Raw genomic sequence first — 23,059 nt, 5'->3', positions numbered from 1 at the left:
CTTGCGCTTCCTCTTTTTTGAAAATGGATAGAAAGATTATTTCGTTTCGCTGATTCCTACGGCATATACCGGATCAAGACCTCCCGATACGGTGATGTTGACGGCATCTCCTCCATTGATGGTGAGACCTACGTTCATGTTATCCGTAGTCTGGTCGATCGAGTTGATCGGGAATCCTCTGGTAAGCCCGATGCTGATCAGTTTTTCGCAGACTTCGTCTTGGGTGAAAGAGGCAGTGCCGGAGACGAAGAATCCGGCCAGGTCGGCATCGGAGGGTTCCCCGTGATATGCGAAGAAACACTGCGTTTTCTTTGTGGTGGTGTGCGGCGCAGCCGACGTGTATCCGTTCGGCGCTCCCGGATTCAGGTAGAATCCGTTACCGGTGAATCCTTCAACTACAGGCCAGGGATTCTCTTTCGTGTCGAAGTTAAAGAACGTGTCGCCGTCCCAGTCGCCGGTATAGTGTACCCAGTTGCCGTTAGTTTGTTTGGCGAACATCGGGCCCTGACCGCCTTTTACAACGACCTGAGAGGCGTGGAATGCGTTCTGGAGGTTGGGCGTTCCCGAAACCAGGATAGTGTTTTCATCCGCATAATCCGCTTTGTAATCCGCAAAGGGAACGGCGTCTTTTCCCAGGTGGTAGGTCGTGAAATCGGACCCTTTTTTCCACATGACCACGTAAGAATTGGTCTCGGGGATTTCATAGACTGCGATCGTAGCGGGAATATCTTTGCCGTTAAACCGGTTGAGGCGTACCCAATCGGCCGGAATGTCTTTTCCGGTAATGTCCTTCGGGTTGAATCCTTCCACAACGGGAAGATCCGCGCCCAGGCAGGTTACGCCGTAGGATACCTCGTTTCCGTATTTATCCGACAGTTTGATCGCGGCGTTTTCGCTCGACAGATTCATCGTGGCCGGCGATGCCGACGGATTTACCAACGTTGCGTTTTCGGAGATGTCGATCGTTACTTCGATGGCCGATTTGTCGATCTGGGTCGTTCCGAAGTCGATCAGGATCTTTCGGGTCGCTTGATCGACTTTTCCGTTGACCGTCGTGCCGTCGTAGGATGCCTGAAGCGATTTTACGAGCGTATCGACTACGGCGGTTACCTGATACGGAATCGTGAAATCGTTCATAACGACATCGACCGTGGCGGGATCCTTCAGATTCAGCGTTTTGCTTACGGCGCCGCTCTCGTTATCTATCGTTGCGCCTTCGATCAGCGTGAAGGTTACCGGAATGGCCTCTACATCCACCGGTCTGGTATAATACAGTTCGATGGCTGCATTCTCTTTGTCGAAGCTTATTTTGGAGACATTGTCCGATTCGACTTTTGAGATCAGTTCGGTAGGAGTCGCTTTGACCGATACGCCTGCCGACATGCCGCCGTCTTTGTAGTCTGCGATGATCGTTACGGTGTATTCGGTGCCGTTGGCCAATTCGTCGATAACCGCTGAAACGGCTTGCGGGTCGGCAACTTTGATCGGTTCCATTTCACCCGGCGCAACGGTAATCGTATAACCCGACAATTCGGCTTTCGGAACGATTTCCGGAACGGCCCATGTCAGCGTGATCGCCTTATAGCCCGCCTGGGCTGCTACGTCCGTGCAGGCCGTGTAGTTGATCGCTTCGGTTTTCGGCGTTTTCTTGACCGTAAGGGCGTCGGACGACCCTGACGCGTAGACGGCTTTCACCGAAAAAGTGTATTCGGTGTCGTTGGTCAGTCCGGTCGCCGTGTATGCCATGCCGTTTACCGTAGCGCTGCCGTTGCCCGGAGTCCAGGTTACGGAGTACTCTTTCACCTCGCCGCTCAAAGGAGCGTCCCAGTTCAGGATGACCTGCCCGTCGCCGGCCAGTCCGACAAGGTTTCTCGGAGCCAGCAACGGGTCGCCGTCCGATTTGTCGTCGTCCTTGCACGATGAAAACATCAGTGCCGGAATCAAAAACAACCATGCACTCAGTTTTAGGTAATTTTTCATAATCAGTGTGTTTTAGTTAAACAAAATAGGATATTGGTTTTATTTCGACGTGTTCGTTCCGTGCTGTTTACGAACTATAAAATAGTTATTGATAATAGACATAATTAATGAAAATTTTCTTTCGGACCAAATTAAATAAAAAAAATAAAACGAACAAGAGAATGTAAAAAAAATGAGATTAATTTAGATCGGGGCCGGTTCGCGTGGCGTTTCCGTAAGGCGGACGGATCGGTTTTGTTTGTTTTCCGATGGGTTATTCTTCGCTGATTGCGCGGAGTTGTTCGCGGTACGCGGCCAGAATGCGCGATTTGGAAATGAATCCGAGGTATTTCTTATCGGTCGTAACGACCGGCAACATCCAGGCTTTGGAATCTTCGAAAGCGTCCAGTACGCTGCCGATCTGCTCGTTCTGGTAGATCAGGTCGGGCGGCGCGATCATGTAGCGGTCGATCGTCGTCCCGTATTTTTCCGGAGAGAACATATCGGCCCGCAGGTCGTCCAGTTGAACGATGCCCAGCAGGGTGCCGTCTTTGCTGACCACCGGGAAAATGTTCCGGTGGACGGTAGAGATAAGGTTCACGACGTCGCCGAGCGTCGTGTTCATCGAGATTTTGTAGAAATCGGTCTCCATCAAGGCGGGCAGATCGAGGAATACCAGTACCGAACGGTCTTTGTTGTGGGTCAGCAGTTCGCCGCTTTGCGACAGCTTTTTCGTGTAGATCGAATAGGGTTCGAGGTAGTAGTCCAGCGCGAAAGAGAGCGCGGCGACCAGCATCAGCGGGACGAACAACGCGTAGCCGTTGGTCAGTTCGGCGATCAGGAAGATCGACGTCAACGGGGCGTTCATTACGCCCGACATGACTCCTGCCATGCCCACCAGCGTAAACGGAATGATCGGTAGTTCGAGTCCGAAAAAATAGTTCAGCCCATAGACCATCGTCGCGCCGGTGAAAGCGCCTACGAACAGCGACGGGGCGAACGAGCCGCCGACCCCTCCGGCTCCGTTGGTGGCCGACATCGCGACCACCTTGAAAAACAGCGTGGCGATCAGGTACAGCATGACGACCCAGCCGATGCCCCGGTATTGGAAAAACATCGAGTTGTTGAACAGCGCATCGACGTTTCCGTGCATCAGATCGGCCAGCGATTCGTACCCTTCGCCGTAAAGCGGCGGGAACAGGAAGATCAGGACGCCGATGATCAGGCCGCCCGCGATCCAACGGCGGTACATGCTTTTGATCCGGGCGAACAATTGCCCGATTTTCGAGTTGATCTGTGTGAAATAGTACGACATCAGCCCGCATATCAGGCCCAGGACGATGTAGTACGGCAGGTGTTCCAGTTCGAACGAGTGCAGGATATTGAGGTTGAAAACCGGATCGAAACCGTTCAGGAAAAACATCAGCGTCGTGGCGGTCACGGCCGAAATCAGCAGCGGGATGATCGATGCGACGGTGATGTCGAGCATCAGTATCTCCAACACGAAGACGACTCCGGTGATCGGCGCCTTGAATACGGCCGACAGGGCCGCCGCCGCGCCGCAACTCAGCAGCAGCGTGATGTTCTTGTAATTGAGTCGCATGAAGCGGGCGATATTCGATCCGACGGCCGCTCCGGTCAGTACGATCGGCGCCTCCGGGCCGACCGAACCGCCGAAACCGATCGTCGCCGAACTCGCGACGATCGACGAATAGCAGTTGTGCGGCTTGATGCGCGACCCTTTTTTGCTCATCGCGTACAGTACGCGGGTCACTCCTTCGCTGATGTTGTCGCGCACGACGTACTTGACGAACAGTGTGGCGATGATGATTCCGATGACCGGATAGAACAGGTAGAAAACGCTGGCCGTGTCGATGTCGAACCAGCTGGTCAGCACGAAGCGGAAAAACATCAGCGCCCGTTCGAATACGAACGTAGCGAACCCCGCCGCCAGACCGACCACGATCGCGAGCAGAATCATCAACTGTTTATCGGTCAGCCGCTTGGTAGCGATGATCAGGTAGCGGTACAGCAGCGCTATTTTGTTTCTCAGCTTAGGCATGGCCGTCGCAGAGTTTAAGGGATTGCGGTTTAGAACGGTTTGATACCCATGATCCGGCGAACGTCCGACAGCGTCCGGCTCGAACTTTCGCGGGCCTTTTCGGCGCCCTGTTTGACGACCCGGCTCAAGTAGGCGTCGTCGCCGATAATGTCTTGGATGCGGGTGCGGATCGGGGCCACGACCTTGATCATGTCTTCGGCGAGCTGTTTTTTCAGGTCGCCGTAGCGGATCTCGCAGCGGTTCCACAGGTTGGTGAAATGCCGTACCGTATCTTCGGTCGAAACGGCTTTCAGCAGCGTGAACAGGTTGGCGATCACCTCCGGCATCGGACTGTCCGGCGCGGTCGGGCCCGAATCGGTCACGGCTTTCATTACTTTTTTACGAATCGCCTCGTCCGTGTCGGATAGGAAAATACCGTTGCCCTCCGATTTGCCCATTTTGCCGTTTCCGTCCAGTCCGGGGATTTTTACCAGGTTGCCGCCGAACGTGTAAGGCTGGCATTCCGGGAAAAATTCGACCTGGTAAAGCTGGTTGAACCGGCGTGCAAACCGGCGTGTCAGTTCGAGGTGTTGCTCCTGATCCTTGCCTACCGGTACGCGGGTGGCGCGATGCTGCAGGATGTCGGCGGCCATCAATACCGGGTAACTCAGCAGACCGATGTTGACGTTGTCGGCGTGCTTGCGGATCTTGTCTTTGAACGAAGCGGTGCGTTCCAGCTCGCCGACATAGGCGTGCATACTCAGCAGCAGCGACAGTTCGGCTACTTCGGGAACGTCGCTCTGCACGTAGATCGTGGCAGCCTCCGGATCGAGCCCTGCGGCAAGGTATTCCGACAGCACGTTCTTGACGTTGACGTGCAGCATGTTGGGATCCGGATGCGTCGTCAGCGAATGGTAGTCGGCGATGAAGAAAAAGCACCGTTCCGTGTGCTGCATTTTGACAAAGTTCCTGAGCGCCCCGAAATAGTTTCCGAGGTGCAAGTTTCCGGTAGACCGTATTCCACTGACAACAGTTTCCATAATTAAACGTTTGGCGCAACGCGCCGTTTATCGACAACAGATTCGGTTGAATGCGAATGTGTTGTCCGGATTCGACATGCCGGGAATCGGTGAATCCCGGAGATTTCAGCAGACAAATTTACGAATTTTACCCTAAAACAGGCAGCTTTCCGGCAAAATAGATAAAGGATATATCGGAAAATGGATTACTTTTGTCCGAAGTAATCTAATGAAATCCAGCGAATGAATACCTATTGGCGGCTGCTCGGCTTTGCGAAACCCATCGAAAAGTACGCGATCCCTTATTTTTTCTACACGCTTTTTTACACGATATTCTATACGTTCACCTTCATGCTGATCATGCCGTTGCTCAACACGTTGTTCGTTGAGGACCAACTGCTCGAGCCGGTGACCGCGCTGCCGTCGTTCGCGTTGAATACGGATTATTTCAGGAGCCTCGTCAACTTTTTGATATACCGTGTCTTCGGAACCGATTATTCGAAAATGGACGTGCTGATTTTCCTCAGCGTATTCATCATCCTGATGTCGTTTCTGAGCAACCTGTTCCGTTATCTCGGACAGCGCGTGATGGAGACCATGCGCGTGCGTTCGTTGCAGCGGCTCCGCAACCGGGTGTACGATAACGTGATGGGGTTGCATGTCGGTTATTTCAACAACGAGCGCAAGGGGGACATCATTTCGAAAATTTCGTCCGATGTGCAGGTCGTGCAGTTCTGCATCACCAATACGCTGCTGGTTGCGTTCCGCGATCCGTTCATGATCGTCGGTTTCCTGATCGCGTTGGTGATGATTTCGTGGAAGCTGACGATTTTTTCGGTGATTTTCCTGCCGGTCGTGGCGCTGGTGATCGGTTCGATCGTCAAGCGGCTGCGCAAGTCGGCTACGGCTGCGCAGGAACGTTTTGCCGATATGGTCAGCCTGATGGACGAATCGCTGACCGGGATCAAAATCCTCAAAGGGTACAATGCGACCGACTATATCCGCAATAAGTTTCACGATATCAACGGTCTTTTCTCGCGGATCTCGCTGAGCATGGCGCGGCGGCAGCAATTGGCGTCGCCGACGAGCGAGTTTCTCGGGATTTCCGCGGCGGCGGTGTTGATGGTCTACGGCGGCAGCCTGGTGTTGTCGGGCGATCTGGAGGCGAGCGCGTTCGTCGCCTACCTGTCGATCTTTACGCAGATCACCCGGCCGTTGCGTTCGTTTACCGATTCGTTCGCCAACATCAACCAGGGGATTGCGGCCGGGGAGCGCGTGCTGGCGCTGCTCGATGAGAAAAGCAAGATCACCAATGCGCCCGATGCAGTCCGGATGACCGGACTGCACGACGAAATCGAGTTCCGCGACGTGCGTTTTTCCTACGATAATAAGGAGGTAATTTGCGGCGTTAACTTCAAAATACGGAAAGGGGAGACCGTTGCGCTGGTCGGTCCGTCCGGCGGAGGCAAATCGACGCTTTCGGATCTGATCCCGCGCTTTTACGACATACAGGGCGGCGCGATCCTGATCGACGGGGTGGATATTCGTCAGTACGACATCGAAAGTTTGCGGGAGTATATGGGCGTCGTGTCGCAGGAGACCATCCTGTTCAACGATACGATCGCCAACAACCTGCGGCTCGGCAAGCAGGACGCCACCGACGAAGAGATCCGCCAGGCGGCCGTCGTGGCCAATGCGCATAATTTCATCATGGAGACCGAGCACGGCTATCAGACCAACATCGGCGACCGGGGCATGAAGCTTTCCGGCGGCCAGCGCCAGCGGTTGAGCATCGCGCGGGCCGTGTTGAAAAATCCGGAAATACTGATTCTCGACGAAGCGACCTCGGCATTGGATACCGAGTCCGAAAAACTGGTGCAGGAGGCTTTGAACGCCTTACTGAAAGGGCGCACTTCGCTGGTGATCGCCCACCGTCTGAGCACGATCCACAACGCCGACCGGATCATCGTGATCGAAAAGGGCCGGATCGCCGAACAGGGGACTCACCAACAACTGATGGAACGGCACGGCATCTATGCCCGGCTGATCGAGATGCAGCAGGTCGAGGAGTAAAATTCCCGCGCGGCTTCGCTTACGGGTTGCCGCGTTGTTTTCAATTTGAAAATCGTTTTTCCGTGCGTGCGGAGTCGCTATTTGTCGATCCCGTCGCGCGAGCGTACGCCCTGCCGGTAATAGTGTTTTATTTCGCGCATTTCGGTTACCAGGTCGGCCCGGTCGATCAGTTCCTGCGGGGCGTAACGGCCCGTGATGACGATCTCGGCGGACGGATGGCGGCGGTCCAACGCTTCGAGCACTTCCCGGACGGTCAGCAATCCGTAGTGCAGGGCGATGGTCAGTTCGTCGAGTATCACTACGTCGTAGTCGCCGCCGGCCATCAGCGCGGCGCATTTGTCCAGTCCTTCGCGGGCCATCCGGATATCGGTCTGTTCCGGCTCCTCGCGAATAAAACAGCCGCGACCCAGTTGCTCGATCCGGAGTTTGTCGAACATTTCTGCTATTTTCGTTTCGTGATAGGCCATGCTTTTGACGAACTGTCCGACGTAGACGCTTTTTCCGGCGCAGAGCGCCCGTACCGCGAGCCCGAAAGCGGCCGTCGTTTTTCCTTTCCCGTCCCCGGTGTACACATGGATGTATCCTTTGTTGCCCATGATCGTCGTGTTTTTACAAAAATACGGTTTATTGCGGGAAAAGCGGCGGACGGTACGGAAAAAAGCCCCGGAACGGAGGTTCCGGAGCTTGTCGTTTTGCGGCGGGAGCCGTTATTTCAGCGGTTGCAGCTTTTTATGCGTGAATGCGATGTGCCCCGGAATGTCGCCCGTGGTGGCCGACCATTTGGTACGTCCGTCGGAGCCGTAGCAATAGATCTTTCCGGGCGTTATATAGTCTTTCGCATCGGTGACGAAAAAGTCTCCGTTGTCCGGGTTGACCGCGATTTCATAGGCTGCGGTATAATTTTTATCCGTTCCGTCCTTGATGAAATTCTGCCCGGCGTCTTTTTTCGTCCGGGTGTCTATGAAGGTGAACGAATAGGCGCTTTTTCCGGTGGTCATGTCCCAGGTGGCGCTGTACAGTAGCAGCGAGTCGCCGCGCAGGGCCATGTTGGCGTTCGGCACTTCGAGCGTGTCGGTCACTTTGTCCGTTTTCGTGTCGATCACGAAAGTCCGCGACGGGATGTCGTAGTAGTTCCCCGGGGTCGACACCCAGAGGTTGCCCGAACGGTCGAGCCTCATCTTCTGTATGTTGATCGCTACGTTGATTTTGTAAATCTCCTTGAATGTGCTCAGGTCGATCACCGAAACCGTGCTGTCGTAGACCGGAGCCCGGTATCCGCCGGAGTTGGCAACGTAAAGTTTGTTGCCGGAGACGACGATGTCTTCGGGCTGATAGCCGACCACGCAGGTATCGACTTTCCCGAGTTGCGCCGTGTCGACCCGGGCCACGTAACCCTTCCGGGCGTTCGGATCGAAATTAAGCGGGCCCGCGTAGGAGCTGATGTAGACGTACTGATCTTTGAATGCGAGTCGGCGGCCGCTCGGAACGGAGATCTGCCCCACGTGCTTGGCCGTGTTGACATCCATTACTTCGACCAGTCCCGAACCGCCGATCACGGCATACAGTTTTTCGCCGTAAACCTGCAGGTCGTTGCCCAGGTCGCCCAATTCCTTGACTACGCCCGGGTTCCGCTCGGGGTAGATGTTTTTTGTGTAGACGCCCGTTTCGTAGTCGAAATAGTCGAGCGAGGCCTTGTTGCTGCCTTGATTGCCTTCGTTCAGCAGGAAGAATCCTTTCACCGTACCGGCGGTCTCTCCCTCTCCGCCGCCCGAACCGGACGAAGGGGTGCCCGTTTCTTCTTTCCGGCAGGAGTTGAGGCTGCAGACGGCTGCGCTGAGCAGCAAAAGCAGCAGTGATTTTGTCAAATGTTTTTTCATAACGTAAAGTTTATTTTGATTTTAAAATTCGTGCCCGGCATCGGGTAACATTGTACGACTTCGTATTGCTGGTTGAAGATGTTGTTCACTTCGGCGGTGATGCGCAGCGCCGTTTTTTTGAACGGGATGTATTTCGAGAGCGCCATATCGTGCGTATACCACGGCCGCGCGTAGTTTTCGGGGATGTTCGCGACGGATTCGTAGCGTTCTCCGGTGTAAAGGAAGCTGTAATTCAGATCCCATCCCCGGTAGCCGAGATTCAGTACGGCGGAACCGCTGTGCCACGGGATATAGGGGATTTGGCCGCCGTACCATTCGCTCGTCCGGTCGGTGACGTCCTGGGCTTTCTGGTAAGTGTAATTCAGCCGGGCGTTGAAGGTTACCGGACCGAACAGCCAGTTGGTCTGCACGGTCGTTTCGATCCCTCGTATTTCCACGCGACCGAGGTTGATCATCGTCCACTGGAACTGGTTGCTGGTGGGCATGGCGACGATCTTGTCGTCCACTTCGTTGTAGTAGGCGTCCGCCTGGAAGTCGATCCGCCGCAGGACGCCGTCGAAATTTTTCGCATAGGTGACGCCGATGTTGTATTGGGTGGTGTATTCCGGGTTCAGGTATTTGTTGCCGATGAACGTGTAGTACAGGTCGTTCAGCGTAGGCATCCGGAAAATCCGTTTGTAGAATGCGCGGAAACTCAGCTCCGGCCGACTCCACGGTTTGTACCAGACTACGAAGGTGGGCGTGAATTCGCTTTTGTCGCCGGCGCTTCCCCCGACGGCTTTCGTCCGGTCGTGGACATAAGTGTGCAGCAGGCTTGCCTGCACTTTGACCCGGGAAAATTCGAACGAGGTCGCCGCGGCCGTCAGTACCGAATAGCGCTGCGGATAGACGAAATCGACCAAGTCGGCGTCCAGCGTGTTCCATTGGAAATCGGCGGCGAGGTTGGCTTTCCACCATTTGAAAAACGTAAATTCGTTGGCTGCCGAGAAATACGTCTCCTGCTGGTAGTAGTGGTTGTTGACATACATCGTGCTCTCGTCGAGGCGCGGATCGGACAGGTAGTGCAGGTAATCGTAGGCGTACTTGCCGTTCAGCAACAGACTGTAAAACGGACTGAAGGTTTTCCGGAAAGAACCCTGTACGAAAAAGTTGTCGTCCCACTGCCGGTCTTCGTGCCGGAACCGTCCGGGTTCCTGTCGCACCGAAGCGCCCGGGTAGCCCCGTTCCGAGTTGTAAAAGTAGACTTTCGCTTTCCATTCGCCGTTGCGTACCAGGCCGAAAAGGCCGCCTTCGGCCCGTAGGGCGCGCACGTCGCCGTTGCGGCGCACTTCAGTCGTGTCGTATCCGTTTTTTTTCGTGTAGCTGAACTTGTAGCGGCCCGTGGTGTACAGGTATTCGACGTTGAACGAACTGCTGAGCCGGTCGTTGAACCGGTGTTCCCACAGGATCGACGGGTTGGCCGTGCCGAAAGAGCCGGTTTTCATCGACACGCCGAAATGGTTGTTTTTTCCGTCTCGGTCGAAACGGGGCGTTCGCGTCTGCATGTAAATCGAACCGGCCGATGCGAAATCTTTAGCCGGCTGGAATACCGCGCTTTTCTGCCCGTTGTACAGCGAAATGGATTCCATGTTGTCCAGCGAAAAGCGTCCCAGGTCGATCTGCCCGTTCTGTGCGTTGCCGAGTTGGATGCCGTCGAAGAAAACGCCGACGTGCTGGGTGCCCATGCTACGGATATTGATGGTTTTGAGTCCTCCGATTCCGCCGTAATCCTTGATCTGCACCCCGGAAAAATAGCGTACCGCATCGGCGACCGACAGGGCGTTGAGTCGCTGCAGTTCTTTGCCGGAGAGTTCCTGGGCGGGGATAATCCGGGACGGTTGGTTCTGTCCGTATACGGTCACCTCGTCGATGCTGTAATGGCGTAGGCTGTCCGGATACGCTTTGCGTGTCAGGCTGTCGGAGCCGTTCTGCGAATAAAGCGCCGCCGGTGTCAGGCAACACATAAACAGGAAGAGATAAATGGGAGGAATACGTTCCATGCCGCTCGTTGATCGTTAAAAAATCCAATTCGGTTTTACAGCGGGCGGCATCGTGCGCAAATAGGTCAGCCGGAAATTCCGTCGATTTTCGTCTGTTCACCGCAGACTGTAAAATCCGTAAAGCAAAGGTAGGTCTTCTGACTCGTTTCCGTTTCGGCGCCTTCCCGACTCGATGTCAGTGGCCAAGAGTGTCGAAACATTTTATTCCTTTCGGAACTGAAACTTACAGCAGCGGGGACTGTTGCCGATTCGCACGGCATTCCCTTTTAATTCCCTGATCGCGGTCGAAAGCGCGATGCGGAAACCTTTGCACGGCAAAGATAGTTTTTTTTCGGGACGATGCGGCCTAATAATGAAAATAATGTGCGTTCCGGTGGGCATACTGCCTGGGTTGTTTTTCAGAAAAATACGTCCGCGATGGAAAATATATCCCGGAAAGTGTTACCTTTGGACCGGACCTACAGGAAAGAGAGTGACCGGGTTCGAAACGTGGTGTACAGACCTTTTACAATATAACCTATGCAAAATATGTTTAGTTTCAATTTGATAAAGAATACCGTTTCCTCTACGGTTGTCGTATCGCCCGTTCCCCAGAGAAATAACAGCATTGATATAGCAAGAGGCATTTGTATGTTTCTCGTGATGCTCTATCACTCGGAATGTTATTTTCCTACGAGCATACATATCCAACCATTTTTTGCACCGTTTTTTCTAACAACTTTTTTCTTTATAACAGGAAGATATATCGTCAAAGAGACTGCGCCGCTCTCTTTTCTTCGGAAATTAAAACGAATATTTGCCACTCTGGTTTGGCCTTATTTGATATTTACAACCCTTATTTGGCTACCGAAAGCATTTGCCCACGGAAATGACGTGACAATAAAAAGCATGTTATATGATGTTCTGGGAGGAACAGCGTCTTGGTTTGTTGCAGCCCTTATTGTCTGCGAAATTCTTTTCTACATTTTTTACAAACTCTTTCGAAATGAATACATCCTGTTGATTTGCGGGCTCAGTCTCTTAATTTTGGGCACTTATCTGAAACGTGTGGATCCTGCACCTTCTTTCTGGTATTATAAAGAAGCTTTCGTCAATCTGATATTTGTTTGTTTGGGATATATTTGGAGCCTGCACTACAACGTGATTCAGAAAACTTTGTCGGGTAAATACAGCCTGTTGGCCTTTACTTCGCTTTATATAGCCTTGTTTGCAATTTTTCGATACACGCCCGTTTCAGAATACGATGGAATTATGATCGATAGTTTTAAATCGTTGGTTTTGTCAGGGAGCGGGATTGTGTTTATCTTAAAATTGTCGGAATTTATCCGCAATCAACCTGTTCTTGAATATATCGGTCGGAACTCAATATTGTATTATTTTCTAAATGGAGGCGTGATTTTGATTCTGTCAAAAATACTGAATAAAATAAACATTCCTCATTATTACGTGATCGATTTCTTAATTGCGGTTATTGCAACTGCTGTCATTACCGTGCTTGTTTGGATTATTAATCGATATCTCCCGTTTTTCAAGCGGTTTCCCTGGGAGAACAATCGGTCGCTCCACTTTGCAAAGAAAGGATAAGTGGAAATATTATTAATATAAAAGATTTAGTCCAAAAATTTTCGATAATCAGAATTGTTGATTAACTTTGCACCCGCAATAGGAGAGTTGCCGGAGTGGTCGATCGGGGCAGACTCGAAATCTGTTGAACCGCTTATGTGGTTCCTGGGGTTCGAATCCCTAACTCTCCGCAAACAAGGCTGATTGTCAGCGAATTACAAGGATAGCACCCAGATTTACACCCTAAAATGTAAGTTTGGGTGTTTTCTTTTTTCTCCGTTAAGGACACAAATGAGGGGTCATAGGGCCGTCTCTGCGATTGCGTATGCGAAAATACTATTATACCCCCTGCGGCTTGCAGCCGCAGGGGGTACAACGGAAACGGATGCCCGGCCGCTCCGCTCTCTTGTTATTCTCGAACGGGGCGGACGTCGAAACTCTCGCCGCGCAAGCGTGTATCACTCAACGGCGAAGCACGATCTTTATTCCAGGCCAAGGAATACGGTACTATACGGATGGCCACGTAATATATTACGACGGATATACATACGGTTACTGGACGGGACAAGCGACTGCGACCCATTCTGGGCGTCAGTTCATGATAAGCAAAAATGGAATCAGCCCGAGCCCTTCAAGTGGGAAAAGCTGGGGCTTCTCCGTCCGGCCCGTGAAAGAATAGCCGCTCTGCGGCAGGGCTATCCGTTTTCGTTGTACCCCCTGCGGCTGCAAGCCGCAGGGGGTATAATAGTATTTTCGCATACGCAATCGCAGGGATGACCCTATGACCCTTGCGGGGTGGAAACGGCTCGTCATACGAAAATCAATCCAATAACTTATAAATTATCAATCCGATACGATCCATTCCACAGGAAAGGGGGTTGTTCTTATGTGAAGCGTGCGCAACACGTAATTAGTCACGGAGTACAACAACCCGAAAAACAGAAACTGAATGGATTTCCTCATACTTACAAAAAACGAATTTTTCCGTCTGATCAATGACGGAGCCGACGCCCGCACCATAACGCCGTCGGTATATAACGAGTTCATCAAAGAGGTTTGCACCGTATGCTGCGCTCCGCCATCCCAGCGGCATCACCTTATCTTCACGCTCGCCTATATCGAAAAGGAACTGGGCTGTCTGCACGAGATTCACAAGGCGGAATCTTCCCATACAATTCCTATCCGCAAAGCCCTGACGTTCGTGCGTCGGATGTTTCGATACCTCCAAACCCAGACGCCTCCGCTGTCGGCGCAAAAATCCGATATTCCGGACACGCCTTTCCGCTGGACGGGTAGTCTCGTCGAGTTGGTGGAGATCATCTATGCGTTCGACGAGATCGGCTGTATCAACGACGGAGAGAACGACATCAAGGAGCTGGCTGCGTTTTTCGGTCAGATATTCGGGCTGGAAATAAAGGACAGCCATTGCTATAACGCCTATACGGACATCAAACGCTGCAAGAGCGAGAGCCGCACCTATTTCCTCGACAAGCTGCGTGAGCGGCTGAACCTGCGCATGCAGCGCGATGAGGAGAAAGAACGGGCGAGGCGGTAACCTTACCGATAAACGGGAGAACATACGGCGTTCTTCCGTTAATTTATGTAATTCTGGAAAACTTCTGTTAGTACCTTATACAAAGGACTTTGGGATAATTACCCGTTTTTGAGGTAATGACTTGGCAACGGTACAATCTGCTGCGTTCTACCTTGAATTGCTTTCAAGTAACTCGTTTCTGTGTACAAAAATAATAGAATAGTCCGATGTACACAAGGTACATCAAAGAAAAAGTTCGACTATTTTTTTAGTTTGTTTAATCGCATTACAATCGAAGTTTGACTTCTACCCATTTTGTTTGCAATATATTTGACACTCTTACCTTCATTGTGCAGTTTCAATAAAAATTGGTCTGCACTTCTTGTCCATCTTTTATTGGCGTTAGGGTGCTTTACATAGCTTTCTTCTGACACCTTTTCGGGGTGCAAGAATTCATCCACAAATACAGACGGGAAACGCTTATCGTATAATACAAGCGTTTTTATCTTAGCCCTTGTTATTGCAACATAGAATAATCTTCTTTCTTCTCCGTATGGGAATTGGTCGCTCTTAGTGAGCACATAGTTAAGCACAGGGTCGTCACTCACCTGTGATGGGAAACCGTATGTATCTTTATTGCATTGTAAGAGTATTACATAATTCGCTTCAAGACCTTTTGACTTATGTACGGTTAAAAACTCTATTTTTCGTCCTCCTATCACATAGTAGAATCTATTACCCTCTTTAATTGATTGGTACATAAAAGAGAGGTAGTAATCATCAAAAGAGTAACGCCCCAATAGGAATATTGATTTATCCGATGGAATAGAAGCCACAAGTTGCCCTATCGTATTGCAGTAATCTCGTCTATCATAAGCATAGAATTCCAACTCGGTTCTCATTTCTGAGCTGAACGAATGGATATTCTTTTGTATTTGGGCTTTATTGCGTTGTATAAAGTTCGACGATAAAGAAACCAAAGGCTCTCCAAACCTGTATGTAGTTTCAATCTTGTTTATCTCCGTTGCTCCAAAATATTCGGGGAATTGATTGAATAGAGCCATATCACTTCCCGAAAAACGATAAATAGACTGCCAATCATCACCCACACAATACAACTTTGCAGGAGGATTACCCTCTCGCAATACTTTCAAGAAGTTGTAACGGTCAACAGATATATCTTGAAACTCATCCACTATGATATAATCATATTCAACAGGGTGTGAAGTACGACATATCTCAGTGGCTTGAAGAATAGCATCGGTAAAATCAATTTGGTTACTATCGCTTAACGCATTTATGTAGCGTTCATATACAGGTTGAAATATATTCTTGATGATAAACACACTTCGTTCATCATCTGCATTTTTGGCTTGTTTTAAAACCTCTTTAACTGATTTACAACTTGATTTTACCAATGTAACGAAAGTAACAACAAGTCGTATAAACGCCTTTTCCTGCTTGCTGCCTTTGGGTAGTACTAAATCGTATAACTCCTCATCGGTCTTTTCTTGAATTGGTACACCTGCTTCAGCTAATAGTTTACGGAGTTTATCCCTAATATCAGAATAATGGAAATCTGCACTTGATGTTACTAAAAGTTGTGTGCCAAATTTCTCGTGAGCAGTTTTCTTCCAAGTTATACCATCATTGTATTTCTGATTGGCTTCTTCGTAGGTTATACCCTTATCTTTTGCGAACCAAGCAGGAACAAGCCCGTGTTCATCAACTCCGAAATGTTCAAGATAGATGCGTTTGGTTACTCCTCCTTGCTTAAAATATATTGAGAAGTCGGGACGATATTGTGAGTGCATCTCATCTGCTAATTGATGTTCGTATGGTTCTTCATATCTGAATTTCACTCCCAGCGAGGACAAAGCAAAACATATTTTTTGTTCTTGTTCACTTCTCACATATATGGCTCTGCCGTCCATATCGGGGAACATCGCCTTTAGCTGCACATTCTTTAGTCCTGATAATTGCTCCCGTCTTTCATTCTTGCGTTGTTCCCAATCAGCTTCATTCGTTTGGTAATCAATAAAGTATTCCACTATACTTTTCTTGAAAGACGATTTATCTAACAATTTGTGATATATATCTACAAACAATGAATCTGTATTGTCGCAAATAGATGGTTTTGTACCTGTCGTTTTGCCTATAATATCAATGGCTAACTTATGGAATGTGTAACCTTTCAATCCATTGGTCGCCATTCTTTCGGTTAGTTCGGCTGCTGCTTTGTTGGTATAACTGATAAGTAAAATTCTTTCAGGTGCTATACCCTTGATTTCGGTGAGATATTTAACCTTACCGACAATTGAAGAGGTTTTACCACTACCTGCACTGCTGACTACTAAACAATTATCCTCTTCTGAAACAATTGAGCGTCTTTGTTGCTTGTCTAATGGGTATTTTAGGCAATGGTCGAAAAAGTCCCTGTGCGTGTCAAGTAGAAAGGTTATAACACCATCATTATGTTGTTTTACAAGTTTGTTGATTCTTCCAAAGTCGTTAATGAATTTGGATATGGTTTCTGATGGAGTGATGTTAAAGGCTTTAAGTTTCTTCAGAAGTGAATATGCCTCTTGGAAATGTACCTTATAATGATTGATGAAATCTTTTTCTTGCGTTGCGGAGATTACCCTGCCATAAAAGCCATTATTTAAGTCTGAGGGAATATCTATAAACGCCCCCTCCTTAAGAGCCGATAATCTCTCTTTTGCTTGCTCATAATTTGATTTCTCGCTATATGCAGATATATGGTTTAGCTTTTCTGCAAGCTCTTTGGATTTGTTTTTTAGGCATGTTCGTACCATCGCTATTACAATAACCGAAATAGCAATTATACAAATTACCCAAATGAACAATGGCTGCATATTGGAAGTAATATTTATCTGAATCTTTCAATCCATCTATAATCATCCCCCTTAGTACTCCACTGAAATTTCCACATATCACCTGTATTATCGTTTATAAGATAGTATTGATACATACTTGTCAGTGGCTGAATAGAGAATATACACCTTTCGTTATTTTCTACTAATTCGTATTTATTTATAGGAATACAAAATAGGTTGTCTAAATCTTGTGTACTATATTGAACTTGCCATAGTCGTCCATTATATGAGTCCAACAATATAAATGTCCACATGTTGTCAGTGGCAAACATCTGAAATCTATTAGTCCAATTTGACGACTTCTCAGGATATGCAAGAGAAAATATGTTGATTGGTGCAGCAAACATGTAATCCTCACCCTTGACACTAAACTGGACTTGCCAATTCTTACCTGTATATGTATCAAGCATTATGAATGTCCACATATTCTGTGTTTCATAAAGGCGAAATCGTCCTTCTTTATCTCCTAAAATTTCTCTCGCACTACAAATTTCCCAAGACTGACCATCATCTTGAATTTGTTGTACTTCGCCTGTCATTGTATTTAAGCGAAGTTGATTATGATAGTTCCGAGTCTTATACATTTTATAGACTTGAGCATATGATGTAAAAGCTATAACCATTAAAGCGAATAATACGAAAAGCTTTTTCATAATTCTGTTATGTTATTATTTGACAATTAACGGATTGTATTTCTTATTCATGTACCAGATACATTTTGAATAAGTCGCATACATTGGATACTAAATATCCTCTAAATCTTTTTGAATTTTAGTTTCTACATTTTGAGAATCACGATAACGAATCATTACCATACCCTCATAAATACCAGAAGTTTTTTCTATCGATAATTCAATGTTTCCTCCTGTTACCTCCCAAGCACTACCCCAAACAACAGTTCCTTGATGAACTTCTGCCATTAAAGCTGTATTGGAATCCGAATGGGCAGGGTTCTTCTCTTTTGAAATAGTCGGATTGCCATATTTTCGGGTGTATAAATCTTTATAATAGTTATAAGTATTAACAAGCGTATTCCATTCACCACTTGGGTCAAACAACACAGCTACGGCAAATACACTTTTCCCATCATCTGTAGCTGTTACACCTATAGTTGCATTACGACCTGTAAAGTCTCCCATAAACAATGCAAGATTGTTTTCACTGCCAATAGAAGTGAATCCTTTAGCTTTTAACTTCTGACAAAATTCAGTCATACTTCCCTCAATGGGAATTCCCTTAAAGGTAAGGTGTTCGGAACTACTTTGAGCATACGATGTCAAAGCAATTAAAACAAATGCGAATGATACAATCAACTTCTTCATAATTTGTTGTATTATATTTAATAAACATTTTAGTCCAACCTACGAAAAAGCGTGAACTACAAAGCCACACTCTTACTTGAAGGTCGTAGGAAACCATAGATGCAGATGTAACAATAGTAGCCCACGCTATATGCGTGAGAACCACTATGCTATCCTTGCATCTAATTGAAAATTTCCTACGTTTTCAAGTACAAGATAAGCATAACGCTTCTTCTTAATTCTAATATGTTTTGGAAAGAGTAGCCTCAATCCAATACAAAAGTATGAAAAATCCGTGATATACCATTCTACTATCACGGATTTTTTTGATTTACAGTTTCATACTTCTATTCTGTCTTGGCTTCGGTATTCCGATGGCTTCTCTAAACTCATTCATCTTCTTTCTGAACCAGTTCACGTGAGAAACCCCGTCTATCTTGAAATCGAATTTACCGTTTTCATCCTGTTTGATAGAGCAGACGGAGTGTCGGGTATCAAAACTTCGGTTAAATTCGGAAGAATAGAGTTCGCCTTTTATCCCGACCTCCTTGAACTCGCACAGTCTTCTGATTATTCCGTCATTGAACTTCAATCGGTCACGCAGGAAGTTTATTATAGGCATCAGCTTCTCCACATATGGAAAGTAGCGTCTGACAAAATCCGCAAACTCCGACAGCTTGCGGTGCTGTTGCTCGTAAGCGTTTCTTATCTCCTGTATCTGCTTGGCTTGTTGCCGTTCCCGTTGTCGGGCTTCGTTTTCAAGTTCAAGGATGCGGTCTTGCAAATCCTCGTTCCTGCGCTCCAACGATTTCATCTTTCCACTTCCGAAAAGAGAGCCCACACTGCTTGCAAGGGCGGTTGCCGTATCGGTGGCTGCGTTTTTGAGCTTGTCGGTACGGATTTCCGCTTTCACCTGCTTCAGTTCCTCCTGCGCCTCGGCTTTCTTCTCCTGCAACAGTCTGGTTTCAGTTTCGAGGACTTCATTCTTCTTTTTCAAGTCCCTATAATACTGCATGGTGGTGGTGTGCCGTGCTTCCGAACCCCGTACCCCACGCTGCAATCCGTATTTCGCCATCACCCTTGCGTAATTGTCGTGGTAGGCGACCAAGGTCTGGCGGTTGAACAGGTCATCGGCACACAAGCGGACGGAATTTGTTTTCTTGCGGTACTTGCGCTTACCGTCCGTTTGCTCTTTCTTGGCTTTGCGCCTTTCACCCGTCACGATGGGAACAACGGCTGCGTGGATGTGCGGAGTCTTCTCGTCCATGTGCAGATGTGCGGCAACCACATTGTCTTTGCCGAATGTGGCTTGCAGCCATTGGATGCTGTCGTTGCACCATTCATCGAGTTCTCCTTTTTCCTGTATGTTCATCATGTCCTCGTGCGTACCCGACAAAACCACCCGAACGACACGGACTTGGTCGTGTGTGATTTTCCGTCTGATGCCTGCCGTGTTCAGTCTGTGGGCAATCGCTTCATCCCTGCCGTGAACGCCATCGGGGTATTCGACAAGCACCCTGTTCAGATGTGTCCTTGTCGGGTCTGCGTTTTTAGGTATTATCTTTCTCTCTATATGGTCGGACTGAGTGGTGTCCGATGTACCCTTTGCTTTCTTAATGTCCAATGAAAAATATCCCATTTTATTTCTATTTTGCGGTTATCGTTATGTTTCTTCTCTCTGCCTGTGGCATCGGCTCACAGGGTTTATTATGCAAATGAACCCTTGCTGCACTCGGCATAATCCAAACGAGTTTGGCTTCTGCTCTCGTTTGCACAGGGTTTCCAAAGGGATTTCCCTTTGGCTCGATAGGGTGTTTTTAGCGTTACGGAGTAATGCGTGAAGAAAACGCCCTATTGAGCTATGGTATTTCTGTCTAAATACCTTTCGGAAAGCAGACGAGCACATTACAGATGAAATCCCCCTTTCTTTTTCGGTGGCTGCATCATCCGCCTTGCGGATTGGACTTGCTTCTTCTCCTTTATCGGCTCTGCCGATTGGGACAAGGGCTTACCGCACAGGTAGTCGTTCAAGTCCTTATACTCACGATAGTACATTGACTTGTCAAGCAGCCGTTCCCCAAACTTCTCTTTCAGCTTCTTGCAAGTGTTCCGTCCTGCCGTGTCGTTGTCAAGGAAACAGCCGACTTGGGTGTAGGTCTCCAATATGCTTTCCGCTTTTGCAAGATTGGAAACGGAGTTCAATATGATATAGTCCTGTGTGTCCAATCGCGGGTGTTGCGGATTGTTTTCTACTCGGATGGTAAGGAATGAAAGGTAATCCATGAACCCCTCGAACAGGTAACACATACATCGTTGTCCGCCCTGCTGTCGGATATGGGTGATATCTTTCGGGGCGACACATCCCTTGAAGTATCTGTTGCGCACTTCATATCCTCCTGCCATGTTCGGAAAGCCGATGGCAAAATAGGGTTTGTCGGCATTCATAAACCGAAGCTCCCTGCATTCTCTTTTGGCAAGTCCGATGTTTATTCCCCTTTCTTGCAGATAGGCTATAAGAGCAGGGGAGGACAATTCTCCAACCTTTAATCCCTGATAAGTACGATTGTCGGAATGCTGTCTGCCAAAAGAGAACGATGCAGGGCGGATGTATGCTGTCCGCTCCTCTATGCGTCTCAACAGATAGGCTACATCTTCCGAACGGTAGAGTTCCGCTGCCAATGCGAGGATGTTTCCGCCTTTGCCGATGCCGAAGTCATACCATTTTTCAAGCTCGGTGTTTACCTTGAACGATGCGTCCGTTTCTTCCCGTAACGGTGATTTGTACCACAGATTCCTGCCTTGTTGCTTTACAGGCGTATAGCCCAGACTTTGCAGATAGTCTGCCAGTTTGATTTGCTTTACATCTTGGATTGTCATATTACATACGGTTTTGAAGTTGATGAAAATTTGTTGATTTGATGAATTGTCAATGTAATATGTTTATATACAGCCTCGTAACCTCTCAACATCTTCTCAACAAACCGCTCGCCAAAAGAGAAATCCACAAACGGGTGTCGGTGGTCTCTCAACTTCTCTTTTGGCTTGTTGAGATTTTGTTGAGAATGTATATCGTTTATTGTCAGTGTATTTATACCCATATTCAACAATTCAACAGAAAAATGATAGTATTACAGGGATTCGAGTTGCTTCCTTGTGACGGTGTAGAAGCGTCCCACCCTCTTTATCGGCTCATAGTGACAACTTCTGTTGTAATTGCCCTGATAGGTGGTGTAGGTAAGCCCGTTTGGTGCAGGTGTCAGTTTCCAGCACTCCTGCACCACCTTACGCACTTGGTGCTTTTCCGCCTTTACCTGCGAGTGCACCAGCAGTACGACAAGGTCGTTAAGGCAGAATGAAACGCTATCCACATCCATTGCAACCATAATGTCAAGCAGCAGTTCCGACATCTCTATCTCCAGCCGATTGCGGTTGCTACGGATAATCTTCTGCAAGGCTTCTGTATGCAGCAATGTGGGGTTGAACCACATCCGGCTTTCCTTTTCGGTGGACAGTTTTCTGTGTTGCAGGAAATGGAGAAAGGCGGGTATCTCCGCTTTCAGCTTTTGCAGGAAGTCGGTATCATCGGACTGCAAGCGGTCTATCTTGCGCACCCAATAGCGTGTTTCCCCTGCGTCTATGATTACGGGCAGATGCTCGTTGTTGGAACACAGCACGAATTTGGCGAAGAACGCAATCTCATCACGGTCTTTGCCTTTGGCTTCCACCTTATAGGAAAGTGTGGTGCTGAGGTTCTTCAACCGCTCGCTATCCTCCCTGCGGTTGAGCAGCACCTCATCCACCACGATAAGGAGCTTGCCAGCCCAGTCGGAATTGAACTGGCTGCGGAAATCCTCGTTGGTGTTGAAAGTCACATTGTTCTGAAAAAGGGCTTTCAGAAAGTTCAGGAAGGTGCTTTTGCCCGTGTTGCGTTCTTCCGACACCAACAGCAGGATAGGCAACTTCTGAATTGGTTGCAGGTAGAGCAGTTGCAGATAGTCCATCCCCAACTCGTACTGTTCCCCGAAGATGTGCCGTACCAAAGATTGGATATGCGATAAATCGCCCTCCTGCGGTCGGTGGTCTATCGGTTCGTAGAGGTTAAGGAACTTGCCGACCACGGAACGGTAGCCGATGTGTTCGGGTACTGTGCAGAAGCCGTCATACTTGGGAACTCTGCCGATGTAATCCTTGCCGTAATCCTGTCGCAGGGTCTCGTTGTTCCATGCGATGCGTTTCCTTATATACCCTCCGTTCAGTTTGGGCTGCTCCACAATCTTATAGAGCGTTGTCCCCACTCGGATAAACTCTTCCTTTGCCATGCCGCCATCCGATGGCGGTCTGTGGCTGTCCTGTTGTTCGATAGCTGACATAATCAAATGGTTTTAAGTTTGAAAATTACCAGCTGCAAAAATATAATCAATTATCGGATAGGTTGTTATGCAAAACACGGCAGAATGGTGACAAATAGCCCCCGAAACAAAAACTTTCAATGGTTTGGGACAGGAAACGGGTTGTGCAAACGGAAAACTCCCGAAAAGCGAATGTCGGATTACGCTTTTCGGGAGAAAAAATCAGAGCGTCTGTCGTACTGACTTAATGAATTACTGACTTACCGAGTGAATTATGTCAGGCATTCAGCTACGAGAAGTATTCGGATTTGGATATACCGTTGGTATTCAGCGAGAAGAAGATGCTTGTTTTCTTCTATGGAACACATGCATTGCCAATTTCTATATGTGTCCCTGTAATTCGTTCT

The 23,059-nt window shown here is 48.6% G+C and carries 15 protein-coding genes, 1 tRNA gene and 1 riboswitch; of the genes, 4 read left to right on the top strand and 12 right to left on the bottom strand.

Translation table 11 applies throughout. The annotated features are described in order from the left end of the window. Positions 1–36: 36 nt before the first annotated feature. The 3 genes from PGR91_RS09530 to trpS form a co-directional block, all read right to left on the bottom strand. Complete coding sequence (locus tag PGR91_RS09530; protein ID WP_118656751.1) at positions 37–1,980, bottom strand: fibronectin type III domain-containing protein; 1,944 nt, start codon at positions 1,978–1,980, stop codon at positions 37–39. A gap of 253 nt (positions 1,981–2,233) precedes the next feature. Further along, entirely contained in the window at positions 2,234–4,021 is a 1,788-nt protein-coding gene (locus PGR91_RS09525; RefSeq protein WP_101572215.1) for a chloride channel protein, read from the bottom strand. Positions 4,022–4,050: 29 nt separating this feature from the next. After that, on the bottom strand, positions 4,051–5,040 hold the full coding sequence (gene trpS / locus PGR91_RS09520; RefSeq protein WP_118456897.1) for a tryptophan--tRNA ligase: 990 nt from the start codon (positions 5,038–5,040) through the stop codon (positions 4,051–4,053). A gap of 222 nt (positions 5,041–5,262) precedes the next feature. Here trpS and PGR91_RS09515 point away from each other — a divergent pair, with 222 nt between their 5' ends. Next, on the top strand, positions 5,263–7,092 hold the full coding sequence (locus tag PGR91_RS09515) for an ABC transporter ATP-binding protein (protein ID WP_101572217.1): 1,830 nt from the start codon (positions 5,263–5,265) through the stop codon (positions 7,090–7,092). Between the two features lie 77 nt (positions 7,093–7,169). Here the strand turns inward: PGR91_RS09515 and cobO are convergent, their stop codons facing one another. The 3 genes from cobO to PGR91_RS09500 all read right to left on the bottom strand — a co-directional run bounded on the left by cobO (position 7,170) and on the right by PGR91_RS09500 (position 10,972). Then, positions 7,170–7,688: a cob(I)yrinic acid a,c-diamide adenosyltransferase gene (cobO, locus tag PGR91_RS09510; protein WP_101572219.1), complete on the bottom strand. Its 519-nt coding sequence runs from the start codon at positions 7,686–7,688 to the stop codon at positions 7,170–7,172. Positions 7,689–7,799: 111 nt separating this feature from the next. After that, positions 7,800–8,969: a DUF5074 domain-containing protein gene (locus PGR91_RS09505; protein WP_101572221.1), complete on the bottom strand. Its 1,170-nt coding sequence runs from the start codon at positions 8,967–8,969 to the stop codon at positions 7,800–7,802. Then, on the bottom strand, positions 8,966–10,972 hold the full coding sequence (locus PGR91_RS09500; RefSeq protein WP_118656836.1) for a TonB-dependent receptor: 2,007 nt from the start codon (positions 10,970–10,972) through the stop codon (positions 8,966–8,968). The genes PGR91_RS09505 and PGR91_RS09500 overlap by 4 nt, the downstream gene beginning before the upstream one ends. 145 nt (positions 10,973–11,117) lie before the next feature. Further along, positions 11,118–11,332, bottom strand: a riboswitch (cobalamin riboswitch). Positions 11,333–11,536: 204 nt separating this feature from the next. On the opposite strand from PGR91_RS09500, the gene PGR91_RS09495 reads away from it, so the two are divergent. The 3 genes from PGR91_RS09495 to PGR91_RS09485 all read left to right on the top strand — a co-directional run bounded on the left by PGR91_RS09495 (position 11,537) and on the right by PGR91_RS09485 (position 14,126). Further along, entirely contained in the window at positions 11,537–12,592 is a 1,056-nt protein-coding gene (locus tag PGR91_RS09495) for an acyltransferase family protein (protein WP_182424247.1), read from the top strand. Positions 12,593–12,673: 81 nt separating this feature from the next. After that, positions 12,674–12,762, top strand: a tRNA-Ser gene (locus tag PGR91_RS09490). Between the two features lie 758 nt (positions 12,763–13,520). Further along, positions 13,521–14,126 carry an RteC domain-containing protein gene (locus tag PGR91_RS09485; RefSeq protein WP_118656753.1) on the top strand — a complete coding sequence of 202 codons (606 nt, stop codon included), beginning with the start codon at positions 13,521–13,523 and terminating at the stop codon, positions 14,124–14,126. Between the two features lie 239 nt (positions 14,127–14,365). Here the strand turns inward: PGR91_RS09485 and PGR91_RS09480 are convergent, their stop codons facing one another. The 6 genes from PGR91_RS09480 to PGR91_RS09455 all read right to left on the bottom strand — a co-directional run bounded on the left by PGR91_RS09480 (position 14,366) and on the right by PGR91_RS09455 (position 22,673). Beyond that, entirely contained in the window at positions 14,366–16,981 is a 2,616-nt protein-coding gene (locus PGR91_RS09480) for a UvrD-helicase domain-containing protein (protein ID WP_270399331.1), read from the bottom strand. A 14-nt stretch (positions 16,982–16,995) separates the two neighbouring features. Further along, positions 16,996–17,655 (bottom strand): hypothetical protein, encoded by a 660-nt coding sequence (locus tag PGR91_RS09475; RefSeq protein ID WP_007855991.1) that lies wholly within the window; start codon positions 17,653–17,655, stop codon positions 16,996–16,998. Positions 17,656–17,745: 90 nt separating this feature from the next. Continuing rightward, positions 17,746–18,324 (bottom strand): hypothetical protein, encoded by a 579-nt coding sequence (locus PGR91_RS09470; protein ID WP_007855990.1) that lies wholly within the window; start codon positions 18,322–18,324, stop codon positions 17,746–17,748. Positions 18,325–18,634: 310 nt separating this feature from the next. Then, positions 18,635–19,942: a MobV family relaxase gene (mobV, locus tag PGR91_RS09465; RefSeq protein WP_007855989.1), complete on the bottom strand. Its 1,308-nt coding sequence runs from the start codon at positions 19,940–19,942 to the stop codon at positions 18,635–18,637. A 266-nt stretch (positions 19,943–20,208) separates the two neighbouring features. After that, positions 20,209–21,180 carry a toprim domain-containing protein gene (locus PGR91_RS09460; RefSeq protein WP_007855988.1) on the bottom strand — a complete coding sequence of 324 codons (972 nt, stop codon included), beginning with the start codon at positions 21,178–21,180 and terminating at the stop codon, positions 20,209–20,211. A gap of 251 nt (positions 21,181–21,431) precedes the next feature. Next, the gene (locus PGR91_RS09455; RefSeq protein ID WP_007855986.1) at positions 21,432–22,673 is read right to left on the bottom strand and encodes a primase-helicase family protein; all 1,242 of its coding nucleotides are present in this window, start codon (positions 22,671–22,673) and stop codon (positions 21,432–21,434) included. Between the last annotated feature and the right edge of the window lie 386 nt (positions 22,674–23,059).

The organism is Candidatus Alistipes pullistercoris (assembly GCF_027665465.1).
Taxonomy (GTDB): Bacteria; Bacteroidota; Bacteroidia; order Bacteroidales; family Rikenellaceae; genus Alistipes_A; species Alistipes_A hominis.
This window is presented reverse-complemented; position numbering and strand designations above follow the sequence as displayed.

Coding starts and splice junctions, on each gene's coding strand:
- PGR91_RS09530 (WP_118656751.1), bottom strand. CDS start 1,980: ATGAAAAATTACCTAAAACTGAGTGCATGGTTGTTTTTGATTCCGGCA.
- PGR91_RS09525 (WP_101572215.1), bottom strand. CDS start 4,021: ATGCCTAAGCTGAGAAACAAAATAGCGCTGCTGTACCGCTACCTGATC.
- trpS (WP_118456897.1), bottom strand. CDS start 5,040: ATGGAAACTGTTGTCAGTGGAATACGGTCTACCGGAAACTTGCACCTC.
- PGR91_RS09515 (WP_101572217.1), top strand. CDS start 5,263: ATGAATACCTATTGGCGGCTGCTCGGCTTTGCGAAACCCATCGAAAAG.
- cobO (WP_101572219.1), bottom strand. CDS start 7,688: ATGGGCAACAAAGGATACATCCATGTGTACACCGGGGACGGGAAAGGA.
- PGR91_RS09505 (WP_101572221.1), bottom strand. CDS start 8,969: ATGAAAAAACATTTGACAAAATCACTGCTGCTTTTGCTGCTCAGCGCA.
- PGR91_RS09500 (WP_118656836.1), bottom strand. CDS start 10,972: ATGTGTTGCCTGACACCGGCGGCGCTTTATTCGCAGAACGGCTCCGAC.
- PGR91_RS09495 (WP_182424247.1), top strand. CDS start 11,537: ATGTTTAGTTTCAATTTGATAAAGAATACCGTTTCCTCTACGGTTGTC.
- PGR91_RS09485 (WP_118656753.1), top strand. CDS start 13,521: ATGGATTTCCTCATACTTACAAAAAACGAATTTTTCCGTCTGATCAAT.
- PGR91_RS09480 (WP_270399331.1), bottom strand. CDS start 16,981: ATGCAGCCATTGTTCATTTGGGTAATTTGTATAATTGCTATTTCGGTT.
- PGR91_RS09475 (WP_007855991.1), bottom strand. CDS start 17,655: ATGAAAAAGCTTTTCGTATTATTCGCTTTAATGGTTATAGCTTTTACA.
- PGR91_RS09470 (WP_007855990.1), bottom strand. CDS start 18,324: ATGAAGAAGTTGATTGTATCATTCGCATTTGTTTTAATTGCTTTGACA.
- mobV (WP_007855989.1), bottom strand. CDS start 19,942: ATGGGATATTTTTCATTGGACATTAAGAAAGCAAAGGGTACATCGGAC.
- PGR91_RS09460 (WP_007855988.1), bottom strand. CDS start 21,180: ATGACAATCCAAGATGTAAAGCAAATCAAACTGGCAGACTATCTGCAA.
- PGR91_RS09455 (WP_007855986.1), bottom strand. CDS start 22,673: ATGTCAGCTATCGAACAACAGGACAGCCACAGACCGCCATCGGATGGC.